The sequence below is a fragment of the Dyadobacter luteus genome (assembly GCF_003383615.1).
In the GTDB taxonomy this organism is placed as follows: domain Bacteria; phylum Bacteroidota; class Bacteroidia; order Cytophagales; family Spirosomataceae; genus Dyadobacter; species Dyadobacter luteus.
In genome coordinates, this window is the sequence record NZ_QNUL01000006.1 from 37886 (window position 1) to 62007 (window position 24122).

At 43.1% G+C, this 24122-nt stretch carries 16 protein-coding genes; 6 read left to right on the forward strand and 10 right to left on the reverse strand.

All coding sequences use genetic code 11. The annotated features are described in order from the left end of the window. Positions 1-21: 21 nt before the first annotated feature. From DSL64_RS10060 to DSL64_RS10070, 3 genes are all read left to right on the forward strand, one after another. Positions 22-1965 carry a TonB-dependent receptor plug domain-containing protein gene (locus DSL64_RS10060; protein ID WP_229217025.1) on the forward strand — a complete coding sequence of 648 codons (1944 nt, stop codon included), beginning with the start codon at positions 22-24 and terminating at the stop codon, positions 1963-1965. Between the two features lie 72 nt (positions 1966-2037). After that, positions 2038-3108 (forward strand): DUF5074 domain-containing protein, encoded by a 1071-nt coding sequence (locus DSL64_RS10065; RefSeq protein ID WP_229217026.1) that lies wholly within the window; start codon positions 2038-2040, stop codon positions 3106-3108. A gap of 128 nt (positions 3109-3236) precedes the next feature. Next, a complete protein-coding gene (locus DSL64_RS10070; RefSeq protein WP_115830637.1) occupies positions 3237-4709 on the forward strand; it encodes a WG repeat-containing protein in 1473 nt (490 codons plus the stop codon). Between the two features lie 29 nt (positions 4710-4738). Here the strand turns inward: DSL64_RS10070 and DSL64_RS10075 are convergent, their stop codons facing one another. From DSL64_RS10075 to DSL64_RS10090, 4 genes are all read right to left on the reverse strand, one after another. Next, complete coding sequence (locus tag DSL64_RS10075; protein ID WP_115830638.1) at positions 4739-5479, reverse strand: tetratricopeptide repeat protein; 741 nt, start codon at positions 5477-5479, stop codon at positions 4739-4741. A 67-nt stretch (positions 5480-5546) separates the two neighbouring features. Beyond that, on the reverse strand, positions 5547-6905 hold the full coding sequence (locus DSL64_RS10080) for a DEAD/DEAH box helicase (RefSeq protein WP_115830639.1): 1359 nt from the start codon (positions 6903-6905) through the stop codon (positions 5547-5549). A 37-nt stretch (positions 6906-6942) separates the two neighbouring features. Further along, the gene (gene fbp / locus DSL64_RS10085) at positions 6943-7938 is read right to left on the reverse strand and encodes a class 1 fructose-bisphosphatase (protein ID WP_115830640.1); all 996 of its coding nucleotides are present in this window, start codon (positions 7936-7938) and stop codon (positions 6943-6945) included. Positions 7939-8132: 194 nt separating this feature from the next. Next, the gene (locus DSL64_RS10090) at positions 8133-10586 is read right to left on the reverse strand and encodes a helix-turn-helix domain-containing protein (RefSeq protein ID WP_115830641.1); all 2454 of its coding nucleotides are present in this window, start codon (positions 10584-10586) and stop codon (positions 8133-8135) included. A 142-nt stretch (positions 10587-10728) separates the two neighbouring features. Here DSL64_RS10090 and DSL64_RS10095 point away from each other — a divergent pair, with 142 nt between their 5' ends. The 3 genes from DSL64_RS10095 to DSL64_RS10105 are packed head-to-tail and all read left to right on the forward strand — an operon-like array spanning position 10729 to position 13694. Further along, a complete protein-coding gene (locus tag DSL64_RS10095) occupies positions 10729-12123 on the forward strand; it encodes an alpha/beta hydrolase family protein (protein WP_115830642.1) in 1395 nt (464 codons plus the stop codon). An 18-nt stretch (positions 12124-12141) separates the two neighbouring features. After that, positions 12142-12867, forward strand: coding sequence for a DUF3784 domain-containing protein (locus tag DSL64_RS10100; protein ID WP_115830643.1), 726 nt, complete (start codon positions 12142-12144; stop codon positions 12865-12867). Between the two features lie 41 nt (positions 12868-12908). After that, positions 12909-13694, forward strand: coding sequence for a hypothetical protein (locus DSL64_RS10105; protein WP_115830644.1), 786 nt, complete (start codon positions 12909-12911; stop codon positions 13692-13694). 36 nt (positions 13695-13730) lie between these two features. Here DSL64_RS10105 and DSL64_RS10110 read toward each other — a convergent pair whose 3' ends face one another. The 6 genes from DSL64_RS10110 to DSL64_RS10135 form a co-directional block, all read right to left on the reverse strand. Further along, positions 13731-15275 carry a tagaturonate reductase gene (locus DSL64_RS10110; RefSeq protein ID WP_229217027.1) on the reverse strand — a complete coding sequence of 515 codons (1545 nt, stop codon included), beginning with the start codon at positions 15273-15275 and terminating at the stop codon, positions 13731-13733. 226 nt (positions 15276-15501) lie between these two features. Continuing rightward, complete coding sequence (gene lon / locus DSL64_RS10115) at positions 15502-17979, reverse strand: endopeptidase La (RefSeq protein WP_199539374.1); 2478 nt, start codon at positions 17977-17979, stop codon at positions 15502-15504. Between the two features lie 167 nt (positions 17980-18146). Then, positions 18147-18710, reverse strand: coding sequence for a DUF6702 family protein (locus DSL64_RS10120; RefSeq protein ID WP_115830646.1), 564 nt, complete (start codon positions 18708-18710; stop codon positions 18147-18149). A gap of 7 nt (positions 18711-18717) precedes the next feature. Beyond that, entirely contained in the window at positions 18718-20034 is a 1317-nt protein-coding gene (gene rseP, locus DSL64_RS10125; RefSeq protein ID WP_115830921.1) for an RIP metalloprotease RseP, read from the reverse strand. Positions 20035-20293: 259 nt separating this feature from the next. Next, positions 20294-22111: a MutS family DNA mismatch repair protein gene (locus tag DSL64_RS10130; RefSeq protein WP_115830647.1), complete on the reverse strand. Its 1818-nt coding sequence runs from the start codon at positions 22109-22111 to the stop codon at positions 20294-20296. Continuing rightward, complete coding sequence (locus DSL64_RS10135; protein WP_115830648.1) at positions 22111-23922, reverse strand: ABC transporter ATP-binding protein; 1812 nt, start codon at positions 23920-23922, stop codon at positions 22111-22113. The genes DSL64_RS10130 and DSL64_RS10135 overlap by 1 nt, the downstream gene beginning before the upstream one ends. Positions 23923-24122: the final 200 nt, after the last annotated feature.

Sequence of the window (24122 nt, forward strand, 5' to 3'; positions counted from 1 at the left end):
TGATATCTATCTGGTTCAAAAGTGTCTAAAAGATTCAGTTTTGGTGTTTATCTGCTTTTTGCAATCGGCTGTGCCTTTTCGTATCAGTCTTTTGCGCAGAAGGATACTATTTTTCTTGCTCCGGCTACGGTGAGGGGAACGGCTCCTGAGCGCTTTATGAGCGGATTAAAATATCAGAAGATTGATTCTGTCACGCTTACCCAGTTCAGATTTCAGAATCTGGCTGATATATTGGCTTATAATACATCTCTTGCTTTTAAAAATTACGGTCCGGGAGCACTTACGACAGTTTCATTTCGGGGTACTTCGGCCAATCATACAGCCGTGTTGTGGAATGGTCTCAATATCAATTCTCCCACATTGGGTCAGTCCGATTTTTCGACTATTCCGGTGGCCGGTTTTGATCAGCTTGCTGTTCAGTATGGCTCCGCTGCGAGTATAGTCGGGACGGATGCAGTTGGTGGGAGCGTTTTGTTGAATAGTACAGCGCCGACGCAGGGCTTTAGTGCGGCAATTGGCCGGCAGCAGGAAAGTTTTCATAATAGTCAAACGCAGGCCTGGGCAAAGTACGGCTCAGCACTAGGTAAGAACTGGGCTATTTCCGGTAAAACAGCCATTTACTATGGCAATATGAAAAATCGCTTTCCCGAACCGACGCGCCGGAATGTATTGCTTTTACCAACACAGACAATACAAAAAGGGATTGTACAGGATGTTTTTCTACGTTCGAAAAACAACCATGAACTATCTGCCCATGTTTGGCTTACTGACAACGCGCTAACCATCAATCCGGAAAATGCCGCAGGGAGGGAACTTACCCAAACACAGGCATACAGGACAATGCTTAAATATCAGTGGAATGACTTCTCTGTACGAGCATCGTGGGTTCGCGATATCATTGATTACGCAACCGGCGATTATAGTAATCTGGATCATGCAGTAACGGATAAGTTGGGAACCCGGATTGAAAGAGATTTTCACTGGAACGTTGGTGCCGCAGGTAAAATACAGATAAAGAGCGGAGGAGAATTTACCCATTTCCGTACACGGGTTGCTGGTTATGAACGACCTGAAATTACAGAGAACAGGGGAGATCTGTTTTTACTGACACGCTGGGAAACAACGTCAGGACTTTTGGTGTCTGCCAATTTACGACAGGCATTTGTAACAGGTTTTCAGCCACCATTTACACCCTCTTTAGGCGTCGAATACCCTCTTATCCAAACGAATCGATATACATTAAAGGCGAAAGGCTCTTTGGCGCGCAGCTACCGGGTGCCGACCTTGAACGAAAGGTATTGGAAAACGTTGGGTAATCCGGATATCAAACCGGAAAGTGGTTTTAACAAAGAGTTGGGAATAGACCAACAATATACGACTTCCGATAACCAGCTGTTTTCGTTTTCCGCAACGGTCTATCACAATCGTATCAAAAACTGGAGTTACTGGAATCCCGGCAATAGTTTCAAGGTAGAAAATCTGCAGGAGGTGCTGGCGAGAGGAATCGAACTGCAGGCTGGCTGGAATGCTTCATTTCGAATGATCAAAACGGGAGCAAGGATGAATTATACTTACACGCGGAGTTCTCAGGAAAAGATTTATGATGCCTATGCCGTGGATATAGTAGGCAAGCAACTTACCTATATTCCAAAGCATTCGGGAAATGTGAATCTGTTCACTGCATACCGGAATTTCCGTCTGACAGGTCAATTACTGGCTGTGAGCAGAAGGTATACACGTACCGATAATTCGCTGTATCTGGATAGTTATGTGCTGGCGAATCTATTGGCAGAAACCAACTATAACCTGGGGAATATGCAGTTGCGGATACAAGGGCAAGTGAACAATATCGGTAATTCCTTTTATCTGAACGTAAGAAGTAACGCCATGCCGGGGAGGAGTTTTGCCATTAACTTATTATTGAGTTACAGGTCTTATACTGAAGCCGACAAAAAGCTAAAATGATAAACGTCAACATTATAAATCATCATTGAAGACCGGTGGAACCCGGATGAATTATTAAATTTGAGCATGAATATGAAAAAACAACTTACCCAAGGCGTTTTAGCCGCATCTTTATCTTTCTTAGTTTGGTCATGTAACCAAAGTGATCCTGCGCCAAAGGGCGATTATGTGGACGGAGTTTTTGTAACGACTATTGGAAATTTCAGAGACAACAACGGCAGTCTTTCGTTTTTCAAACGGGAAAACCGCACGGCTGATATAGATGTTTATGCCACTGCAAACGGAAGTGGGCTTCAGGGAGGAATCCAGGGTTATGCTTATCTGGAAGGAAAGGGCATTCTTACTGTTGACAATTCGAGTGCGGGACTGGATAAGGTAGAAATTGTAGACGCCAACACATTTGAAAAAATAGCTTCAATAGGTGCGCCGGATATTGAGAACCCGAGAAAAGTTGCTTTCGCTACCGCATCTAAAGCATATGTTTCATGCTGGGGAACTAACGGAGACTATATGTATTCTACGGGCTATATTGCAGTAATTGATCTAAGTACCAACAAGGTTGTTAAGAAAATTAATATTGCGAAGGGACCAGAGAAATTATTGGTACACGCCGGTAAATTATACGTTGGAACTACTGATTACACAAATGGTAAGACGCTTACTGTGATCGATACCAATACAGATGAAATTGTGAAAACAGTGGAATTTGATGGAGCTCCTTCGCCAATCGGAATTGACGCTAATGGTAGACTTTGGGTAGGGGCCGGTCGTGGTATTTCGAAAGTAAGCCTGGATAGTTATGCAAAAGGAACCTTGTATGCAGGAACGGATGCGTCTAAGATTGTCGGAAATCTGACTTTCAGCCTTGATAAGAAAACGATTTTCTTTATGCTTACTTCTGACTTCGGTACAAAAGGTCAGGCGTATAAAGTGGGGATAGATGATTCAGTGATTGATATGTCTAAGCCATTTATCAACAGAAATTTTACAGGACTAAATGTCGATCCAAAACAAGGACTGATCTATGCTGCTGTAGATCCTAATCCGGTTCAATCCGGATATGCGGTACGCTACAGAACAGATGGAAGTGTGATTGATTCGATTAAAGTAGGCGCTTCTCCGATTGGATTTGTATTCAGGTAATAGCTTCCGGTCTGCACTGCGAAGCAGGGCTGAACGGGGAAATCGCATGCCAGGACCGAACGGCGAAATCAGTTGCTGTCTTCGAACTAGTTAGGGAGGGCGCTGCTTCCGTTCAGCCTGACTGCGTCATGCAGACCGAGTCGCGCAGACCGGGTCATTCAGACCGAGTCGCGGAACTTCTCCAACAAACCCTTGTTCATTCAAATCAGTTATTGGTATCTTCGTTGTTGTCAAAAGTATTCGGAAATGAACAGGTTAGTATAGTGAATAGCTCAACAATTGCCGGCAGAATCTTTCTCCTTAGTTTTCTCCTACTCCATTTCAATTTTCTAATAGCGCAGCAGTCCGACACTTCAGGACCGGCCTGGCTCAGCGAATACTCAGAACACCAGAAATATGGAGATGTATATGTTGTCAAGAAAATCAATATCAATTGCAGGGATTACAGCTCTTTTCTGGTTGATAAGAACGGGAAAAAGCTGACACCTGCTTATAAAGATATTGGCGAATTTTCGAATGGTCTGGCGGAGTTCGTACCTATCGAGACCAATACTGCCAAACCGGGGCTACATGGTTTTATCAATAAAAAAGGGAAAGTCATCGTAGAGCCCATATACGTCGGGACAGATAAATATTATCAGGGTAAAACCTGGGTCATTTATGAAGTGGATAAGCAATATGGTCTTTCCTATATTGATTCTACCGGAAAAGAAATTTACAGAATACCGATTGAAAATTTCAAAAACGATTTTCTGATTTCAAAAGCTACCGTCGATTTCGTTTGTAATCATGATACGAAGGAGGATATTATCTGGTGGAAGCAAAAGGAATTGTATCTGCTCAACTGGAATTTCAGTCCGTATATAGAGAAAGAGATTAAAGAGGCGAAAGGTATTTATCATTTCCTGTACAAAGGGAAATACGGTATTATCGACAAAAACATGATCCTGCGAATTCCGGTTGCGTTGGATGATATTGATCCTGAATACAAGTTTTCGGGCCAGGGAATGGAGCGGGTAAGGTATGGCGATCGTTATGGTTTTATCAACGTATTCACCGGTGAGATGGTCACTGGCTTTGAATTTACCGACACCCGCAAACCAACTGCCGGGTTATTCTGGGTGAAAAAGAACAACAAATGGGGATGTATTGACAAAACCGGTAAAGTCCGTATTCCATTTCTGTATGACGAAGCAAGCGGCTTCACGGCAGAAGACAGGGCAGCAGTTGCCATCAACGGGAAATTCGGACATATAGATAAAACAGGGAAAATCCGTACTCCGCTGAAATACGAGTTTGCTTCTTACTTCCAGAACGGTCTTTCTATGGTGAGAATGAACGAGACTTATGGCTATATCAATGTAGATAATGAATTGGTTGGCCGCGATGATTACGCGCATGCACTTCCCTTTAACCAGAAAACAACCACTGCCGACCGCAACGGCATCCGCTATGAACTGAGTCTGGATGGGTCAGAGAAATTTATTGGCTTTTCGTTTATGTGGAATGCGGTTTTTATTCTGATTGCGGTGGTGTTGTTTGTTCTACTAAACAGCTTTTTTTTCAAAAAGAGACAAAAAAGAAAACCCGGTAAGGTTTGAAACTTACCGGGTTTTGAGCGTATATCGGCTTATTTGAAGAACCCTTCCGGATCCGGTTTTTTCGCCTTTAATAGTTCTATAAAATCAAGATTGATCTGGCTGAAATCAAGCTTACGACCCTTATGCAGATGTACCCATGCTTCGTCAGGCTGGTCCAGATTGTAGTGAACAAGCGCCAGATTATATTGTCCAAGTGCATAGGTTGAATCAAGACTTACAGCATGCTTTAGAATTGTAGCTGCTTCGTTCAGTTCTTCTTTGCGGTTCGTTAATTCATACAATTTCATATCTACAGTAGAAAGGTCTACCAGCAGAGGTACGTTATCGCCTTGCAGTTCTACGCCACGGCTCAACATTCTTTTAGCATCCACCCAGTTCTGACGCTGGTAAGATACCACACCTAATCCCCAGTAGGTTTCGACACTTTTGTCATTCAATAGATTGGCAAGATTGAAACGGTAACATGCGGTGTCAAGTGCACCTTCCTGCAGATATTCCCATGCACGTGCGGAGAAAAAACTACTGGCTTCAGTACGGCTTGAAAAGGATTTGTCGCACTCACTTAAAAACTGGATTTCTTCACCAATCTGCTCGGACGTCTTACTGAGTTCTCCGAATAGGGGCAAAACACGTCTCTCTTTTAATTCCAAAGGCTTTTTTGAGGCAACATTGGTATCAGAAGAAGGACCTGCACTGGCCAGGTGAGTTTGTTGGGCAGAACATAACGCAGGTAATAAAAAGGCAAGCCAAAAAACAAAAGAATCTTTCATAAAGCTTTAATAGAGAAACAGGTTTTCTATTGTCCAAGTTAAACGGAATTATTTAAAATGTATTGTATTATTTTCTTTTGGATCGTCCGCTCGAATTATTCCGTGTTCCCGGATTACGATTGCGGGGTTTCTGATCTTTAGCCGGCTTCTTCATAGCAGGGCGGTAAACCTTCTTTTTTTCATGGAATGCCCCCAGGAATGTCGGGTCTTCCTTTCTTTTTTGATTATCAATTTCACGAAGCATATCCTGACGTTCAGGTGCAGGAGTCGGTGCGATGTCGATTTCGGCAGGTAATTCTTCTCTTGGAATTTCCATCCGGATCATCTTTTCGATTTTCCGTATATGGTATTCATCGGCCATGGTGGCAAATGTGATTGCATGCCCAATATTGTTAGCACGGCCTGTACGTCCTATTCGGTGTACATAATCTTCATAGATAAGCGGAACGTCGAAATTGATTACGTGGCTCACTTCGGTAATATCAATCCCACGAGCTACCACATCTGTTGCAACCAGCACCCTCACGCTGCCTTCTCGGAATGCTTCCATAGAATTGATGCGGGTATTTTGTCCCTTATTAGCATGGATTACGCGGGTTTCCTCTTCCGAAACTACTCTTCCGTTCAGGTTTTGAAATACCAAAGTAGCTACCTCACGACTGCGTGTGAAGATCAATATCCGTGCAAAGGTTTCGGCGTCTTCCAGAAAGTGATTGAGCAGGTTGATCTTAGTACGGAAGTTGGGGACTTCGTACAACGTCTGCGAAACCATCTCTGCAGTAGTCGATTGAGGTGTTACTTCAATACGTGTCGGGAACTCGAGAAACTCGTATGACAAGTTTTCTACCTTGTCTGAGAAAGTAGCCGAGAATAACATATTTTGTCTTTTTCTCGGAATAATTTCCAGCACCCTGCGGATCTGAGGCATGAAACCCATGTCCATCATTTTGTCGGCTTCGTCCAGAATCATCACGTTCAGGTACTTTACCACAATCTCTTCTTTCAGGTAAAGATCCATAAAACGACCGGGCGTAGCCACAATGATATCCACTCCTTTTCTGATGGCTTCTATCTGTGATTTCGGTCCAACACCGCCGTATAAAACGACGGTACGGATGTCGGTATATTTACTCAGCTGCGCAATCGCTTCTGAGATCTGCATGGCAAGTTCACGCGTAGGTGCAAATATCAACGCGCGTGGATCATTTCCCTGGGCGAACTTGATACGCATAAGTAGTGGCAACGCGTATGCTGCGGTCTTTCCAGTACCCGTTTGGGCAATTCCTAAAATATCCTGTCCGGATAGTGCAAGCGGGATAGCCTGTTCCTGAATGGGTGTAGGCTGGGTATATCCCGCTTCTTCAATAGCATTGAGTAATTGACGGTTAAGTTTAAACTGCTCAAAATTGTTTTCCGTAGTCTGCATTCTGCAAAGTTACGAAAACTATATCAGCTAAGCCGAATTACGGTTGAACAGACTCCTTTACCATAGCCGCGCTGCCTACATAAATGGGAGAACGCTGATGGCCGGATGTAGGTACGATATCCAGAATGGCGCCAAAACCATCGCTTGCTTTTCCTCCCGATTTTTCAGCAATAAATGCCAATGGGTAGCATTCATACAGCAATCTCAGTTTGCCTTTTGGGTCTTTTTTTGTTGAAGGATAAAGATAAATTCCCCCTTTCAGAAGATTCCGGTGGAAATCACCGACCAGCGAGCCTATGTAGCGTGCGCTGTATCCACGCTGTTTGCAGTTGTCCAGATATTTTTGAACGGATGGAAGGTAACTGTAATAGTTTCCCTCGTTTACAGAGAAGATAGTTCCGTTGTTTGGAGAGGATATATTCTTGTGTGAGAGTATAAATTCGCCAAGTGACTGATCGAGCGTAAACCCGTTGACACCATCTCCGGTCGAAAATACAAGCATTGTGGATGAACCGTACAGGATATATCCTGCGGCTACCTGCTTACGCCCACCCTGAAGAAAATCATCCATCGTGGCCGGGGAGCCCGTAGGGGTGACCCTTCTGTAAATAGAGAAAATGGTTCCGATAGAAACATTTACATCGATATTGGATGAGCCATCGAGCGGATCCATGGCTACTACATATTTGCCATGTTCATTTCCTGTGTAGATGATATCTTCTTCCTCTTCAGAAAGAATCGCACATACTTCACCACCGTTTTTTAGTGCTCTGATAAAACGAATGTTGGCTACAATGTCCAGTTTTTGCTGGTTTTCACCCTGCACATTTTCCGTTCCGTTTCCTCCTGCGATGTCTACGAGACCAGCCCGGTTAATTTCACGGTTGATGATTTTACCGGCAATCGCAATGTCGCGAAGTAGTTGAGAAAGCTCTCCTGTAGCATAGGGAAAAGCACTCTGACTGGCCATGATGAAACGGTCGAGTGTAACGCCAACCGGTAATGCGAGTTCTTGTGCAGTTTTTGAGGTCATAGTGAAAAATGATCATGGATGTAGTATGATTCAGGAAATTTACTACGTGTATAATCACATTTCAAAACAGCTTAACCTATTAATTTTTTTTAAAAATGAATGTTAATTTACCTCAATCAATTAGTGATATAATCCTAAGGGAGAGATAGTTGAAATGTCGTCACTTTGTACTTTTTCTATTTAGTAACAGTTGGTTACAGGTCTGTGGTGCGCAGGTATTTCATGCAGGCACGAATCTCGGTGTAGGAATAATCATCGCCCAGAGCAGTCTTGGCTTCCCCCAAAGTCGCCTGTCTGTTGGCGGTGAGATGTGCAGTAATAGCGGTAACTTTTTCAGATGGATATAGTGTAAAAATATCAAGTTCCTCCGTTTCGATAAAATGGATCAGGTGGGTCTCAATAGTTGAAAGCGTAAGGTTTCTCTCCGCTGCAATTTCTTCCATCGTTTTGCCATCCAGAAATGCCTGCAGACTTACACGTTTGGTATCCGGCTTTTCTTTTTTGACGCTCACAACTGATTCCTGTTCCTTTGGTTCGGGAATTTCTATGTCGTTGTCTTCGCAGTATGCTTTAATGATGTCAAGTAAAGGCTGACCATATTGCTTTACTTTGGTTTTACCGATTCCTTTTATTTTGGCCAGTTGCTGAGGATTGCCGGGTAATACCTCCGAAATCTCCAGCAACGTTTTCATCGGCATCACCATATAGTCAAGCACATCGTGTTCCGCGGCTATTTCTTTTCTCCAGGTTTTTAATAAAGAATAAAGACCCGGGTGCGTGACATTCTGCGGTATAGAAGGTGCTTTGGCCAATTCCCCTGCATCTTTTTTTGCTTTAAAGTCAATATCTGCATTGGCTTTAGCCCGCAGATAGGCACTCGTATTGAAGCCTTCCAAAGAAGTATTGATACAAGCACTTTTGATAACCACCGCTTTTAATAATGTTTCCAGAGCCTGTTGCGCTGATTTCCTAACTGCTGTATTGTCGGTGTCTATGTCCAGCTTTTGGATCTCAGGAAGCAGAGCTACATTCACTTTGTCCGAAAAATAGTTGATAGCCTTCTCAAATCGCTCTTTAAGTGCCGGGTTTTCCTCAGGCAGCGCAGACTCCGTCATCAGTTGATTCAGCTGATTTTTGAATTTCTCTCCTACGGTAAAAATATCTTTCTCAAAATTTTCCCTGATACCGCGTAGGGCAGGTAAAAGGTTGGGATTAAGAATGGTTCCATGTTCTTCCAGAAGCCTGACCAGTTGAAAAAAGGCTCTTTTGGTATCATTGAAATCAAATAGCTCGAAAAGCAGAGATCTTTGAAAGTCAAATTTGGCGTCGAGCAGTTGCCGATTGTCGGGAGGATTATTGCTCGCATCACGCGAATAGGCCGCTACGGTTCCATCCGTTTTGACACTCGATGAGCCGATTTTGGTACTGAGCACCATACCTTCGAAACTCTTACATCTGCTCAAAGCCACATAAACCTGTCCGTGTGCGAAAGAGGCATTCGCATCAATAATGGCTTTTTCAAAAGTTAAGCCCTGACTTTTGTGAATGGTTATAGCCCAGGCAAGTTTTAGCGGATATTGAACAAAACTACCGATTACAATTTCATCAATTTCCTTTGTTTCGTCGTTCAGGGCATATTTAACATTTCGCCATTCAGTCCTTTCCACTTCTATTTCTCCGTATTCATCCTTGCACTTTACATAAATGGCGTCGGAGTCTATTCTGGCTACTTGTCCTATTTTTCCGTTGTAAAACAGTTTTTCTCTTGAAATATCATTTTTAACAAACATAACCTGAGCACCTACCTTCAGTTCAAGATTTTGTTCGGTTGGGTACGACATCGCCGGGAAGTCGCCTGTGATTTCCGCTTTGAAATAGCGGGATTTGGTAGTCAGTTCCTGCAGTTTGACAGCATTGATGTTTTGGGCGCTGGCGTTGTGCGTGGTGAGTGTAATGTATCCGTCATCATCCGCAGGCTTAAAATCCGCAATATAGCGCTGGTTGAGTTTTGCGAGCGTTTCTGCATCCAGTTTATTCTCCCTCACACGATTCAGGAGATCAATAAATGTAGTGTCTGACTGCCGGTAAATATGAGTCAGTTCTATGCGTACCGGATTTGTTTTTTGCAAGGCATGACTGCTGAAAAAGAAAATGGTGTCATAATACGCCTTTAGCATATTCCATTCTTCATCCTTGATTACAGGCGAAAGCTGATGCAGATCGCCTATCATGAGCAGCTGAATACCGCCGAATGGTCGGTTACGGTCTTTGTATTTTCTCAGAACTTCGTCAATGCCATCGAGCATATCCGCCCTTACCATACTGATCTCGTCAATCACCAGTAAGTCCAGACTTTTGATCAGATTAATACGTTCTTTGCTGAATTTATGAACGCTGGCGGTAGCCATAAAACTTTCCGGTATATGTGGCCCAAACGGGAGCTGGAAGAAAGAATGTATCGTAACACCACCTGCATTAATAGCCGCGACGCCGGTAGGAGCCACAATCGCCATCCGTTTGTGGAGTGTTTTTTTTAGGTTATGCAGGAAAGTAGTTTTACCTGTTCCGGCTTTCCCGGTCAGAAAAACATTCTTATTGGTATAGTGCATGAATTCAGCAGCGAGCTGAAGGGGCGTGTTCTGTTCCATTGAGTTGTGGGGCAAATGATGAAGTGTGTGCGTGCAAAAATAGGATTTATGTTAAAGAAGATAAGCCCAATCCGCCCTTTTTAATGTCGGTGCAGATCGTTATATTGCGTATATACCATTTTGCAATTTACCGCCACTATTCATGATCAGAAAACTTTTCTCTCTTTGCTTATTCTTATTTGCTTTCCTTTCTCTTAAAGCTCAAAATCTTACTGGCTCCTGGGCTGGAAACCTGAAAGTACCAAACGGACAAATCAACATTATTTTTAATATCAGTAAGGAGGCGAATAGTTATGAAGTCAGCATGGATATTCCTGTTCAGAATGTGAAAGGGATGAAAGCCAATTCGGCAGTGTTGGAAGGGAATAAAATGACCGTCAATTTTGAGATGATTAAATCTGTATATGTGGGGGAGCTCAAAAGTGATAGTACGATTACAGGCGAATGGCAGCAGAGCGGATTTAAGTTTCCATTGGATTTCGCTAAACAAATAATGGCAAATGCGGGTCCGGTTCGGCCTCAGACTCCCAAAGCTCCTTTTCCTTACACAGAGAAAAAAGTCAGATTTGAGAATACAAAAGCGGAGGTTACCCTGGGAGGAACATTGACAATACCGGAAGGGAACGGGACATTTCCGGCAGTTGTGCTGGTAAGTGGTTCCGGTCAGCAAAACCGCGATTCTGAATTATTCGGGCATAAACCTTTTGCCGTGATTGCCGATTATCTGAGCCGGAACGGGATTATTGTTTTGAGATATGATGACCGGGGCGTAGGTACATCCACCGGAGATTTTGCAAAAGCCACTACCCACGATTTTGCAGAGGATGCAGCTGCAGCCTTAAAGTATATTAGAAAACATGACAAGGTGAGTCATAGCAGAGTAGGGCTGATAGGGCACAGCGAAGGTGGATTGATAGGCCCCATTGTGGCTTCTGGTGAGGACCGTCCTGATTTTCTGGTGTTTCTGGCGGCTCCCGGTATGGAAATTGACGAACTGATGCTGGAACAGGGGAGATTGATCAATGCGGCTGCGGGCATGTCAGCAGATATGATAAAATACCAGATAGAGTCAAACGCGAAGGCATTTGCACTCATCAAAAGCGGGCCTGTCTCGGATAGTGTGAGTAAAAAAATTGAGGACAATTACTTTGAGCTAATCAAGATTCAAACAAAAGGAGTAATGGGCGACGAGGCTGCCAGAAAACAAGCTCAGCAGATCACCCGTCAGTTCACTTCCCCTTGGTTTGTAGCCTTCATGAATTTTAAACCCAAAGACTATCTGGCAAAAATTACTGGTCCTGTACTGGCATTGAATGGGAGTAAAGATCTACAGGTTCCGGCCAAACAAAATCTGGAAGGTATTCGGGAGATATTGGGCAAAAACAAAAAGGTAGAATTGACTGCCCGGGAGCTGCCGGGACTTAACCATCTTTTCCAGACTGCCAATACAGGTAGTGTATCTGAATATGGTGAGATTGAAGAAACGTTTTCACCAGCAGCTTTGAAAATTATTTCAGACTGGATTTTGCTAAGATAAAACTCTAATCGCTTCACAATGGCCTACATTGCCTTACTGCTCTCTGTCATTTTCCTTTCGGTTGGTTTTATCGTTACCAGAAATAACGCAAAGTATATTCTGTCGGGTTACAATACAATGTCCGAGGCGAAACGAGCTCTGTTTGATATTGAAGGGTATCTTAAATTTTTTAAAAGGTTTCACATCCTTTTAGGGATTTCGTTATTTCTTGGGACTGTACTTATCAGCCTGATCAACAACAACTGGGCGAGTATGTTTATGACATTATATCCGTTGGTCGCTTACATGTACATGATCATTGCAGGAAATAAATATAACTCTGACAAGGGGCAGAAGCTAACTTCGTATGTGGTGGGAGGTGCTGTATTACTTGTTGCCGCATTTGTGGTGACATCACAGTTCTCAGATTACGAAACCAGTGAACTTGTGTTGAAAGACAACGTTTTAGAAATCAAAGGTTCTTTCGGCGTTAGGTTGACCAAACAGGAAATTTTAGATGTAAAACTTGTTGACAAGCTTCCGGAGCGTGATGGTATGATGAGTAAAGTCGGAGGTTTTGCTGCGGGAGATTATGCCAAAGGGAGTTTCAGATTAAAAGGGAAGAAAGTTGTCAAGCTATATGTCAATAAAAAAATCAGTCCTATTATCCTGCTGGCCACTTCGAAAGGTGATGTGTATTACAATTCGGATGAAGAAAGCGCGGATGAACTGTACAAAAAGATTCGGCAGTGGCGTGAGCTGTAAGCTTGTATTTTTAGTATTTATGATGTGTTAAATTGAATATTATGCCAATCAAAGGTCTGTTCGTTTTTTTCTTAATTAGTTGGATGGTTTCCGGCGAGGCTTTCAGTCAGAAAAAATTCAAGGTTACGGAAGCAAAACAGGCTGTTGCTGTTGATAAAAGCCATTTTTATGTGATTAATAACAGCACAGTTCAGAAGTATACCAAGAATGACGGCAAGCTTGTCCAGTCTTGGGACGGATCGGCCCAAGGGATTAAACACTTGAACAGTGGTGTGGTGATTAAAGGAAAGCTATATTGCGCCAATTCCAATTACCCGGAAATTCCAATGGCCAGCTCTGTTGAGATTTTTGATGCTAAAACACTTCAACACATTGGTAACCATAGTTTCGGGATTAATAATCATGGTTCATTGACCTGGATTGATCAGAAGGATGGATTCTGGTACATCGGGTTTGCACATTACGGTGGCAAGGAAGCCAGTGAAGGAAGAGATGTCCGCTGGACTTCCCTTGCCAAATATTCGTCGGACTGGAAAGAAGTAGAATCCTGGGTATTTCCTGAAAATATCATTGCGCTGTTTACCCCGAAAAGTAATTCCGGCGGTGCTTTCGGAAAAGATGGCCTGCTTTATATGACTGGTCACGACCGGCCGGAGATTTATGTAATGCGTATTCCGACTCAGGGATTTACGTTAGAACACATCAGAACGATTCCTGTAGCTATACACGGTCAGGGTATTGCGATTGACCGCTTTATAAAAGATAAACTTGTCGTGTATGGTATTAACCGTGCGGAACGTACAGTTGTGGTGGAAGAAATAAAATAACCCCGGGCTGTTGATGAACCCGGGGCGGTATTTTCATTATGCTGTTTGAGAGACTATAATATGCTCCTTTACTGCATCCTCAAATCCGGGGAGTAATGTCAGATCTGCACCCCAAAGCTCTGCATCGGATAGTACCTGATGTGCAAGATCAAGCGGAGATGCCGCATTTTTCCATTTCTCATCGAAATAAGCTGCCGAGTCGCAACGGATAGAATAAAGTTCGCCATTTCTTTCACCATAGAAACCGCCGTCTTTGTGTAGTACCGGTTTCATAAACTGTAAGAACGCTGCAAAACCTTTTGCAAATTGTTCCGGAGCAGTATTGGAATTTTTATAATGATTCAGGAGCGTAGGCACGTTCCGCATCTTCATCTTGGCAGTGTACTGTACCGTAATGTCGATCAGCTGGTGTCTGATGAAAGGATTGCGGAAGCGATCAAGAACCTTGCCACCAAAATCTTCAGCCACACTCAATTCAAGTTCGTAAGGAATAGCAGGTGCCAGTTCTTTCAACATGACATCTGAAATGTAAGAAGCTGTTTCCGGATTTTCCATAGCTTCACGCACGGTATTTTCGCCATGCAAATAGCTTAATCCGGAAGCTAACGTATGTGTTCCGTTCAGCAGGCGTAATTTCAGTTCTCTGAAAAGGTCAATATTAGGAGCAATAACTACACCTTTGTCCGCCGGAGCAAACGACAACGCAGATGTTACTTTTTCGTCTCCTTCAATAGCCCAGAGGCTGTAAACTTCCGACACGATCAGTAAATCGTCTCTAAATCCTTGTCTTTCCGAAAGTTCTGCAATTGTAGCGGAGTCAGGCTTCCCCGGTACAATGCGATCTACCAGAGAATTACAGAAATGGTTGTTGAATTCCAGCCATTCTGTAAACGCTTTACCCAAATTATGGCGTTCTGCCTGTTCCAGTACGATTTCACGGAGTTTTGTCCCATTACCAACAATCAGTTCGGTTGGTACAATCACCATTCCTGATTCTGCAGAACCACTGAATGTTTTGTAACGCTCGTACAGGTAGGCTGTCAGTTTACCAGGAAATGATTTTGGAGGAGAGGCAAGTAAATCGTCATCTACCAGCTGAATTCCCACCTCCGTTGTATTAGATATAGCTATTTTGATATCCGGATTTCGTGCACATTCCAGAATCTGCTCCCAGCTTTCTGCAGCGGCAAGAGTACGACTGATGGCGGTGTTGATGACAATTTCGTCTATTTGTTCTCCATCCTGAATTCCGCGGATACTATGCGAGAAAATATTCTTTTGTTCAGAAAAAGCATCAGTTCCGCCTGTGCTGGTAGATTTTACGACTACAATCCGACCATTAAAAATACCCTGCTGATTAGCCTTGTTTACAAAAAAATCGGGTAATCCGCGAAGCAATACGCCTGTCCCGAACTGAATGATTCTTTCAGGCAATGCAAGAAGTTGTGTATGTCCCGGCAATAGGTCGGGGCGCTGATCCAGAAGTTCCGGAGATAGTTGTGGTAGAGACATTTGAAGGTATTTCTTGTTCAGAAAAGATGACGCAAGTTTTTTGTAATAACCCTTAAACAGGATGAGCATACCGGGATGAAATATCAGGTACCTATAGCACTTAGCTCTTCTAGGATTGGGAAATAGGTTATTTAATCTGCAATGTATTATTCTTCTGGATTTCCATGTAAAAGCAAATCCCGTCAGGGATGTAACGTCGGTAAAAAATCAGGACAGCCATCAAACAAGAAGTGCCGTAGATACGTAACATCACGTAATCTACGGCACTTGAAAGTATTATGAATGAGGTCAATTTTTACACTACCTGCACCGTCAATCCGCTTTCCTCTTTTTCTGTTTTTTCGTCAGGAAATACAAACTGTATTGCGTTATTTACTTTTTCAGGTAAAAGAGCGATGGCAAGTACTTCGTCAATCTGATCCACATAGTGGAATGTCAGATCTTTGATGTAGTTTTTAGGCACTTCCTCCACATCTTTACGGTTTTTAACGCAAAGTATAATCTCTTTTACACCGGCACGGCGTGCTGCAAGAATTTTTTCTTTCACACCTCCAACAGGAAGAACTTTACCTCTGAGTGTAATCTCTCCTGTCATCGCAAGGTATGGCTTTATTCGTCTTTGTGTAAAAATCGACGCCATAGAAGTAACCATTGTCACACCAGCGGAAGGGCCATCTTTCGGAACTGCACCAGCCGGAACGTGAACGTGCAGGTCATAATGGTTGAAGATACGGTAATCGATCCCCATACGGTCTGCATTGGCTTTTAGATAGGAAAGAGCAGCTACTGCGGACTCTTTCATCACATCCCCCAATTGTCCGGAAAGCGTTAAGCCACCTTTTCCACGGCTCAGACTCGTTTCTATAAACAAAATTTCACCACCTACCGATGTCCAGGCAAGGCCTGTCACTACACCTGCAAAGTCATTATCCTGATAAAGATCTTTGTCAAAAATCTCGGCACCCAGATATTTCTCAATATGATCAGTCTTGACTGTTTTAGGATATTCTTCCTCCATCGCCACAGATTTGGCGATTTTCCTTACTACTGCACCAACTTTCTGTTCCAGATTCCTTACACCGGATTCCCGGGTATAGCCCTCGATGATTTTGGTCAGCGCAGCATCATCCACCTTGATATCGGTCGATTTCAAACCATGATCCTTACGTTGTTTCGGAACGAGGTATCTTTTTGCGATCTGTAATTTTTCTTCGATGGTGTACCCTGTCATTTCTATGATTTCCATACGGTCGCGTAACGCCGGATGAATGGTATCCAATGAATTGGCAGTGGCAACAAACAATACCTTCGACAGGTCATATTCAACTTCCAGATAATTATCTGTGAACGATGAATTCTGTTCAGGATCAAGTACCTCCAATAAAGCAGATGAAGGATCCCCGCGATAATCGGAGCTTACTTTATCAATTTCATCAAGAATAAAAACAGGATTGGCAGAGCCAGCCTTTTTAATATTCTGAATAATCTTTCCTGGCATAGCACCGATGTAGGTTTTGCGGTGTCCGCGGATTTCAGCTTCGTCGTGTACGCCGCCCAATGCCATGCGAATATATTCCCTGTTCAGCGCTTTCGCTATGGATTTCCCCAATGAAGTTTTACCAACTCCCGGAGGTCCATAAAGGCACAAAATAGGTGCTTTCAGGTTTCCTTTCAGTTTCAGAACTGCAAGGTATTCTATAATACGTTCCTTTACTTTTTCAAGACCAAAATGATCCGAGTCCAGTATCTTCTGAGCTCTTACAAGGTCAAAATTATCTTTGGTATACTGCGCCCATGGTAAATCCACAAGGTTTTCCAGGTAATTCATGGTTACCGGGTACTCCGGCGCCATCGGATTAATCCGTTGCAGTTTGCCTAGCTCTTTCTCGAAATGCGCTTTTACGTTATCCGGCCATTTTTTCAGGCTTGCTTTCAATCTTATTTCATCCAGATCGCGCTCAGGACTATCCATTCCCAGTTCATCATGCAAAACCTTGATCTGCTGACGAAGGAAATAGTCGCGTTGCTGTTGGTCAATATCCGAACTTGCCTTTGACTGAATTTCTCTTTTCAGTTCAAGCATTTCAATTTCACGCATCATGAACTGAAGCAGGAGCGTAGCCTGTTTCTGTGCGTTTTTCTCTTCAAGCAGGCGTTGCTTGTCGGCAACTTCTACATTGATATTGGACGAAAGGAAATGAAGAAGAAAGACAGGGCTTTCGATATTATCCAGTGCGATGCGTGCTTCCTGAGGAATCTCCGGATTAAGGCGCATAATTTTGTGCGCACCGTCTCTGAGAGACTGCAGAAGTGCCTTCGATTCTTTCTTGGAAGAAGCGATCGGAGTATCAATGATAGCCTCTATCTCGGCAGTGATGTATGGATCTTCACTAATGATTGATTTGATCTCAAAACGCTGTCTGCCTTGCACGATGATCGTCACATTTCCGTCCGGAAGCGTGATCATTTTCAAGATCTGGGCAACTGTTCCTATTTTGTATAAATCTTCAGCTGAAGGATCTTCCTTATTGGGTTTCTCCTGAGTTACAGCTCCGAGAATACGCAGATTAATATCAGAATTACGGTATATTTTCTTGACCAGTCTGATGGCTTTCTGACGTACTACGGTTACAGGAATCACCATTCCCGGGAAGAGTACAGTTTGCCTGATCGGCAATATGGCTAATTCATTAGGCAGTTCAAGAGGCTCATCGGATCCCTCAGGGCCTCCGAGAGGTACTATTTCAAGACTATCCATGTCCGAGTCGGACATTAACAGTCGACTATATAAGTCAGAAGGTTCAAATTTCATAGGCGGTCTGTCAAAATGACAGAAAAATCAAGTCCCAATGTATAAATAATGACTTTCAAAAGAAAGGGAATATAAAACAAAATAGCCATGCCATGGTTCAATATGTCAGGTATTTGTAATTTAAGTATTTATAGGACATGTACAAGTTGTCCTTTCTTATACATATACGTTTTTTTTCCGGCAGGTGTTGTGATATTAGTCATATTTACCTGATCGTCAAATATTTCAGTCAATATGCTGTTTTGTAATTTGTGTCCTTTTATGGGTAGTCGAAAAGGAATCTCTAAATATATCCAGGTTGCGTCCTGCTCCTGTTCTTTTCCGACATAACGTGCTTCAGAAATTTTCTTTTGCGTATCAGAGAGTGACAGATTCTTGATGATGTAAGCAGAAACCAGGGCATCATTGGCATCACCATTTTTTATAATGATTCTTTTATTACCATTGGCAATACCTAAGGCACGTTCAAGATCATCTGTAAAAACCCTTATGCTAAGCTCAAATGTTTTGGAGCCGGAATTGTATTGCATCTGTGTCACACTGACGTGGTAGTCATGTGCCGGAGACACAGAGCAGAGAGAAAATGGGATGATGAGCAGAACGAATATGTGCAACGTACTAAAAAAGGAAGGAGCAAAACCACTGGCTTCAAAACCGGTATTTCGTGTTCCTTCCTTTCTCGTTCTCATCATAGGTATCTTAGAAAATTACTTTCCAAACATCATTGAAAATAGCAAATGCCATCAATCCAAGCAGTAATACCATACCTACTTTTTGCGCGTTTTCAAGGAAAGCATCCGATGGCTTGCGTCCTGAAACAATTTCATAAGTCAGAATGATGGCATGTCCTCCGTCCAGTGCAGGAATAGGCAGCGCATTCATAAAGGCAAGTACCATAGACAAAAGTCCTGTCAGGCGCCAGAATTTTTGCCAATCCCATATTCCTCCGAACATACGTGCAATACCGATCGGTCCGCTTAGTGCCTTGGACGCCGAAACTTCTCCGCGGAAGATTTTACCAAAGCCTTTGATATTGGTATACACCACACCGAATGCCTCTTCAGTACCTGCTACGACAGCTTCCGGCAGTGTATATTCAATGGTTGTAAAGTTAAGTAATGGCTGAGATGAAAATCCGATAGTTCCTTCCGGTGTTACATCGACTTTAAACGATTTTTGCTCTGTACCTCTTTGAACAGTAATTGTGGATGTTTTTCCTTTCAGTGTTTGCAACGTAGACTGCAATTCATCAAAAAGCTGAATTGGCGTACCGTTAACAGCCGTAATTTTGTCATTTGCTTTCAAGCCTGCTTTGTCCGCATTCGATCCCGGTGCGATATCTGCGATTTTGAAAGGTGTACGTGGTACCAGGAATGTACCTTTTTCATCACGTTCTGCCAATTCTTCAATGAGGTTGTTCGGAATCTCAATCTGCACCTCTTCACCGTTTCTGTCAACAGTGTAAGAGCTGTTTGATCCCATAAAGACCTCGGGACTCATGATGGCAGAATAGTCATCATACGTTTTGCCGTTGATCTTCACAATTTTATCACCCGTTTTCAGACCAATTTCCTGTGCAAGCGGACTAGCAACAATGCCGTATTTATTCAGCTCTTCGCGGGATAGTATTTGCTCTCCCTGATTATAAGCCATCACAACGAAGATGAAAATACCAACGATTACGTTCACGATAATACCGCCAAGCATTACGATCAGTCGTTGCCAGGCTGGTTTAGAGCGGAATTCCCATGGCTGAGGTTCGGCTGTCATAGCAGCAGTATCCATGGATTCATCAATCATTCCTGATATTTTCACAAAACCACCGAGTGGTATAGCTCCTATGCCGTATTCTGTTTCACCTCTTTGTATACTGAATATTTTCGGAGGAAATCCTATATAATATTTCTCAACTCTCATTCCAAACAGCTTGGCAGCTGCCATGTGGCCCCATTCATGCAAACCTACCAGAATAGATAAACCCAGAATGAGTTGTCCTGCCATCACTAGAACTTCCAGGGCACCCGGCCACCAACTTTGTAATCCTTCCAAAAATGACAATCCCAATACGAATTGTCCCGCCATCATTAGTATCATTCAGATTTTTTGTAAGCGTTATTTTATAATTTGTTAAAGATGTTAATTCACTCCCGTTTTACGCGTATGAATGATTCAGTAATCGATCAAACGTAATAATGACTGGTAAAGTTACGTAAAACCACGGATATCATTTGGTTTGCCGTTAATTGTACACTTTTCCATTTAGTGAACAGCCCATTCAGGACTTTTCCGGATCCATATCTATGCCCATCATTTTCATGAGTTCCGAAGCGTTAAAACTTTTACAGATTCCCTCGTGTAGCTTATAATCGAAGTGTAGCTTTCCGTCTTCCACATCAGAACGGAAGTGGAAGTTTTGAACATAATCTTTTTCAGCCCCCCATTGCCCCAGCTCCAGATCATGCGTCGAAACCAGGCCGGATGCATTTTTCGGATGTAATTGTCTGATCAGCGCTTCAGCACCACGATGCCTGTCAGCCGAGTTGGTCCCTTTCAAAATTTCATCCAGCATATAAAAAACTGGTGTCTGGTTGTTCTCTTCTGCCATTTGAAGAAGTTGTCGGAGTCTTTTTAGTTCGGCATAAAAAGACGATGTGTTTTCCTCCAGAGAATCCTGAGTACGCATGCTACTGAAAATCCGTACGGGGGAGCAAGCGAATTTATCAGCGGATACCACACAACCCACTTGTGCCAATACGATGTTGAGTCCGATAGTTCGTAAAAATGTACTTTTTCCGGACATGTTGGATCCGGTGATTAATACGGTCTGGCCCGTGCCGGTCATGGTAAAACTATTACTGATACGCTTATCCTTGGGAATAAGAGGATGACCCATATTGATGGCTTCAATACGAACATCGTTTTCCCATGTTACGGTTGGCGTGGTATAATCCGGATGAGCATAAGCGTGGCCTGAGAGGCTGATCATGGCTTCCGTATCGGCTAATACATCAAGCCAGTTATACAAATCCGAGTGATGTGAAGCTTTCCATTTTTCGAGTCCGGCAATACATTGTATATCCCAAAGTGTAGGAATACCGACAAACAAGGAGAAGAAAACATTATTTCTGTAATCCAGTTTTTCAAATAGATTTCCGGCTTCTTTAATTGCTTTGGAGGAGCCATCTATCAATGCCTTGCGTTGTTTCCACCATCGCGAATGATACGGAGCTGTTTCAGCCAGCGCGAGTAATTCGGAATAGGCGGTAAGTGTAAAGCCCAGTGCAGTAGTACGATTGGTGATTGACTCTACAGTAGCCTGAAATCTTTTCAACAACACCAGATGCCATCCAAGACTCAGGATCAGCACCCACCCTGGAATAAGGTTGATAATGGCAAGAACCGCGACAACCAGCGTAACTAAAGGATAATATCTCCATTTCAGCGAAGCAGTGAGATCGTCGGGCAACTTTTCTGAAACCCAGCTTTTAAAAGCACCAACCTGTTGTGCAGCATGTTCATGAAGTAGCGCTGTAGCTTCCCATTGCTGTTGTACTTCAGGTTTTTGGCTCCATTCAGCCGACGCTTCCTGCCGCATCAGAATTTCTTCAAGCGATGCGTGGTTTTTGAGCCAGCCGGCGATACGTTTACTTCCCTCAGCGGTGCGGGTGCGATTGAGCAGGCGATAAAGGGAATACTCTCCGAAAACATCTATATCGGAAGAGTAGCTATGCTCTTTTTGCTGATAATGCACACCGGTGTCAGCCCTTTTGAACTGGAAATTCAGTCTGGCAATTTCATCTTCGTTAACAATCTGCAGGTTTTTCCGGAAATTCCTTTCTCTCTTTACAGCCTGTTGCTGCTTCATGAGAACAAAGAAGGCAACAACTAGCATGAGAATGACAGCGATTAACCAGTTTTCACCCGTTCTGTTGCATATCCAGATGAGTGATATGATGCCAATGAATACAAGGATACGGGTAAACGCCAGCGTATTAAAGCGCTGTGCCGCAATCTTTTCAGCCTCTGCTGCTTTTTCAGTTTCCTGTTGAAAAAATTCGGAAGGGTTGTATTTAGGAGCTACTTTTTGATTCATTACAGGGTTTCGGTTGCTTCAAATTGAAGTTTGATCAGATTGGCGTAAAGTCCGTTATCGATGAGGGAAAGTTGCTGGTGTGTACCGGATTCAACGATTTGTCCTTCACGAATTACATATATCTGATCCACTTTGCGAATGGTGGCAAGGCGATGTGCGATTACAATGGTCGTTCTGTTCTGCATCAGCTCGTCCAGTGCAATTTGTACCAGTTTTTCGGACTCGGCATCCAAAGAACTGGTTGCCTCATCCAGAATCAGAATTTTAGGGTCTTTCAATATGGCTCTCGCAATAGCAATACGTTGCCGTTGTCCGCCAGAAAGTTTGATACCTCTCTCGCCAACAATCGTTTCCATTTTCTCAGGAAATGATTCGATGAATTCCAGCGCATGAGCACGTCGTGCGGCATCATACACTTCTTCAGGCGTGGCGGAGGGCTTTCCATACAAAATATTCTCACTGATTGTTCCGCCAAAAAGCATCACTTCCTGAGGTACGACAGCAATATTTTTACGCATTTCGGAAATACCGTATTCGGTAAGCGGTTTTCCGTCAATCAGAATCTGACCTGACTGATAATCGTAAAAGCGTAGCAGCAGTTGAATGATCGTCGATTTTCCTGCACCGCTGTAACCAACAAGCGCGATTTTTTCGCCCGCCCTGATATCAAATGTGATACCTTTCAGAACAGGAAGATCCTGACGGGAAGGATAGGAGAAATGTACATGATTATAACTGACATGTCCGTCGATTTTAGCTGCGGGCATATTGGCTGTTTCTTCAAACTGAATTTCAGGATCTTCTCCAAGAATTTCAAACAGCCTTTCTGAAGCGCCCACCGTTTTGTTGATTTGTGCGTACAAATCTCCCATTCCGCTTATAGAGGCACCGATAAAGGTTGTGTATAAAATGAATGTGAACAGATCGGCAAGGTTCATTTCTCCCGCTTGGACCAGTCCGGCTCCGAACCAAACTACGCCCACTATTCCTCCGAATAAGGCAAGAATTACAAAGGAGGCAAAACCACCTCTGAACTTGGCTGCATATAAAGACAGATTGACTACACGGCCAAGAATGGTTGTGTAACGACTAATTTCGAGATGTTCGTTCGTAAACGCCTTTACGACATTGACCGACTGAAATGTCTCTTCCGCTACGACGTTAGCTGCGGCAAGCTCATCCTGAGCCTTTTTGGAAAGCCGACGCATGTGTCTGCCGAAGAAAACAGACGCTACAACCAGAAACGGAAAAGTTGCCAGCATGAAGAGTGTGAGTTTCCAGGAAGTATAAAAGAGAATTCCGATACCTACTACAAGTGTGGCTATTTGACGGAAAAGCTCCGCAATGGTGAAAGACAGCAGCCCCTGAAGCTGTGATATATCGGATGTTATTCTGCTCGTTAGTTCTCCGACACGCTTTTGTTCCAGATAAGTAATAGGTAGGGTCACAATTCTGCTGAAAACATCACTACGGATGTTTAACATGGACCTTTCGCTTACGAGCGTAAACAGATATATCCTGAAATAGGAAAACAAGGCCTGTAAGATGAGAATCACAAACAAGAGGATGGTTACCTGATTGATCGTGTACACTGACTTTCCCTCTATTACTTCGATGATGCTCCCGATCAGTTTAGGAAAAGCAAGAGATGTAGCTGTGGACAAAACCAAAAAGAGCATTCCGGCTGCAAATAACCCTTTGTAGGGGAGTATGTACCTGAATAATTTGATGGTGATTTTTAACCCGTCCCAACTTATTTTTTTTATTGCAAAGGGTGATTTATTCCCTGAATTATTATCATTACCATCCATTTTAAGCAGTATTCATTATGTTTTTTTTGCGGCAAAAGTTCTAATCTATTGATTTATACAGTGCTGCTTTAATAGGTCAAAAATACGTAAATATTGTTGAGTTAATTACGGGAATAAGGATGTGCGGTAACTGGATTGAAACATAATGACACCATATACACGTTACTAAGGTCTATCACAGGTTCTGATTTTACAGAACT